This window comes from Acetobacter okinawensis JCM 25146 (assembly GCF_000613865.1).
GTDB classification, from domain to species: Bacteria; Pseudomonadota; Alphaproteobacteria; order Acetobacterales; family Acetobacteraceae; genus Acetobacter; species Acetobacter okinawensis.
Genome location: NZ_BAJU01000092.1, coordinates 1 through 3,092 on the forward strand (window position 1 = coordinate 1; position 3,092 = coordinate 3,092).

Consider the following 3,092-nt stretch of genomic DNA (forward strand, 5'->3'; position numbering starts at 1 on the left):
GTCGGGCTGGGCCGCAGGTGGAGCCTGTCCGGGCTGTGTTGCCGCCGGGGTGGAGGCACCGACCGGCAGTTTTTTGCGGTAGTAGGCAATCAGCTTGTCGGCGGTGACCGTAACATTATTGCGCACGGCTTTGGCCTGATTGTAGGCGGTCACCTTTTTCTGGTTCTGGTCCCAGTCAAACCCGCCCAGAGCCGTAACCGTAATCTGCCCGCCATGGGACAGATCAATGGCCTGTGCCTGTGCAGCGTGGTGCCATGCCAGGCTGGCCGCAGGCAGGCAGGCCAGCGCGCAGGCCCGCCGCACAAAAGAACGCATGCGTGTAGAAAGGGTGGGGGAGCGTGTCATCATGCTTCAGGACGCCTTTTTGCCGGCTGCGGCATCGCTGTGGCGGTCATCATTAAGGATCAGTCGGCCGGGACCACGGAATTGGGTTATGCCGTCATGCTGGCTGAGCACAAAGCCCTGTGCATCCAGTACGCCAAACGGACCTTCCGCCCGTACCCATGAGTCGGAGGCGACAATGCTGGTTCTGACATCAATATCGGCAACGGGCGTATGCATCATCAGGCCATCATCACGGTACAGGGTGACTTCTCCTGTCAGGTCAAGAATCTGTGCGTGTTGCATGTAAACGCCTTTTTCCGAGCGGACCATAAGCCACTCTCCGCCCTGTGTCAGAATATCGGCTATGGGGTGGCTCAGGTCCAGCCTGCTGTCTGTTGCCTGATGTACCGTGTCTGCTGTGATTGTGAACGGGCGGTTGTGCTCGTCCACGCCGCGGTAGGTGGCGCCAATCAAGTTCCCGCTTTCTATCTTGACCTTGCTCAGCGCGCGTATGGTGGTCTGGCTGGCACTGATCAGGTGTTCCATTTCTGGCCATATGGCTATGGCGGCCAGCAACAGCAGGGCCGTGGCAGGGAGCAGCCATTTGGCCCAGCGTAGCAGTGCACGCCTGCGTGCCAGATTGGCGGGGTTGGGGAGCTTGCGTTTGATGGATGGCGCAACAAGGCGTTCGCGCTGCTGTTTTATATCCACCCCGGAGCGGGCGTAATCTTCGCGCTGGGGGCGTTTGTCGGGGGTGTCGGTCATCCCACGCCTGCCCGGATCAGGTCATGCAGATGCACAACGCCAATGGGTATGCCTGCACGATCAAGCACAAAAAGAGCCGTAACAGGCCGCTTGCGCGCATTCATGACCTGCAACGCCTCGGCGGCAAGCGCGTCCGGGTTTATGGTCAGCGGCCGTGGGTTCATGATGTCTTTTGCCAGTGTGGTTGTCAGGTCTTGGTCCAGCGCGCGCCGCAGGTCACCATCGGTGATAAGCCCTGCCAGCGCCCCATTCTGCCCCACAATGCCTACGCAGCCTAGCGCCTTGTGCGTCATTTCCATAATCACGTCACGCATGGGTGCGTCGGGTTGGGTCAGGGGCATGGCGACCCCCGTGTGCATGAGTTCGCCCACCGTGCGCAGGCGTGCGCCAAGTCTGCCACCGGGGTGGAAGATGCCAAACTCCGTGGCGGTAAACCCTCTTTGGCGCAGCAGGGCTACGGCCAATGCATCACCAAAAGCCAGTTGCATGAGTGTGCTGGTGGTGGGGGCCAGCCCCATGGGGCAGGCCTCGGGCATGGCGGGCAGGGTCAGGGCGAGTGTTGCCGTGCTGGCCAGTGTGGAGGAGGCTTTGCTGGTTACAGCCAGCAGGGGCTGGCCGGTGCGCAGGGCGTGGGCTGCAATATCGCCCAGTTCCGTGGTTTCCCCCGAGTTGGAAAACGCCAGAATGGCGTCTCCGGGCAGTATCATGCCCAGATCTCCGTGAGAGGCCTCGGCAGGGTGGACGTAAAGGAGGGTGTGCCGGTAGAGGCCAGCGTGGACTGTATTTTGCGCGCCACATGGCCGGACTTGCCAATGCCGGTAATAACCACCCGACCGGAAATACCCAGCAGCATGGCCACAGCCTGCTCAAACGCACCACCAAGGCCTGCGGGGTCTTCCAGCGCGCGGGCCAGTGCGTCCAGCCCGGCCTGCTCCACGCGCACGGTTGCTGCGGCATCCATGCCGGGGGTGGTCGGGGCGTCTGGGCCGGGTAGGGCAGAGGATGTCATGCGTCAGATGGGTCCGATGGCGAAGGCGTGCCAGATGTGCCGTTGCTCAGGCGCGGTGGGAGAAAATGTCCGGGTCTTCGTAACCCATCATGTCCAGCCGTGCCCGTGTGGGCAGAAAATCATAGCACGCCTGTGCCAGATCGCGCCTGTTTTCACGCTCCAGTAGGGCGGAGAGCCGGTGCCAGAGTGCGTGCAGGTAAAGCACGTCCGATGCGGCGTAGGCCAGTTGTTCGGGCTTGAGTTCGGGCGTTCCCCAGTCCGAGCTCTGTTGCTGCTTGCTCAGGTCCACGCCCAGCAGGTCGCGGCACAGGGCGGCCAGACCGTGGCGGTCGGTAAAAGTCCGGACAAGGCGGGCAGCAATTTTGGTGCACACGACAGGGCTGACCGTAATGCCCAGCGCATGCTGCAAAATGCGCACGTCAAAACGGGCGTAATGCATGATTTTGGTGAGCGTCGGGTCCGCCAGCACCCGCTTGAGGTTAGGGCATGCATAGCCCGTGCCGCCAAGCGAGGGGGGGATAAGCTGGACCAGATGGGCCGTGCCATCCCCGCTGGAAAGCTGGACAAGGCATAGCCGGTCCCGGTGGGGGTTAAGGCCCATGGTCTCGGTGTCCACAGCAACGGAGCCGGTAAAGCGCAGGCCGTCGGGCAGGTCATTTCTGTACAGGGTAATGGCGCCAGCACATGGGCCCTGAGCTGCGGACATGAGGCGCTCCTGTTCTGCTGTTGCGTCTAGGCTGCTTTGCATCAGACGGATTACAGCCGCATGGGGGGAATGTCCATTCCCCAGCGTGCTCAGGCACCTTTCTGTCGCTTAAAGTAAAGAGCCTGACCATGCTGGGGATAGGCGAGGACCCCGCTCTTGCGCTAGGGGAGAGGCAGAGAGACCTCAACCCGGAACCGTTTGTCCATGCAGAATCCCCGTAAAGCCGCGCGTCCCGCACGCCGTTCCCGCTCCTCCGGCCATGGTGGCGCGGGCAGGGAGGGCGCGCCA

Annotated in this window: 2 protein-coding genes and 2 pseudogenes; all 4 read right to left on the reverse strand. The window is 62.3% G+C overall.

The genetic code is table 11. From position 1 onward, the window contains the following. Positions 1–348, reverse strand: a pseudogene (locus JCM25146_RS20215) (hypothetical protein); the annotation flags it as partial. Between the two features lie 3 nt (positions 349–351). Further along, complete coding sequence (gene lptC, locus JCM25146_RS15660) at positions 352–1,089, reverse strand: LPS export ABC transporter periplasmic protein LptC (protein ID WP_025829216.1); 738 nt, start codon at positions 1,087–1,089, stop codon at positions 352–354. After that, positions 1,086–2,098 (reverse strand): annotated as a pseudogene (locus JCM25146_RS20220) (KpsF/GutQ family sugar-phosphate isomerase). Before JCM25146_RS20220 ends, lptC begins: the two are co-directional and overlap by 4 nt. A gap of 46 nt (positions 2,099–2,144) precedes the next feature. After that, the gene (locus JCM25146_RS15670) at positions 2,145–2,804 is read right to left on the reverse strand and encodes a ribonuclease D (protein ID WP_025829218.1); all 660 of its coding nucleotides are present in this window, start codon (positions 2,802–2,804) and stop codon (positions 2,145–2,147) included. Positions 2,805–3,092 lie beyond the last annotated feature (288 nt).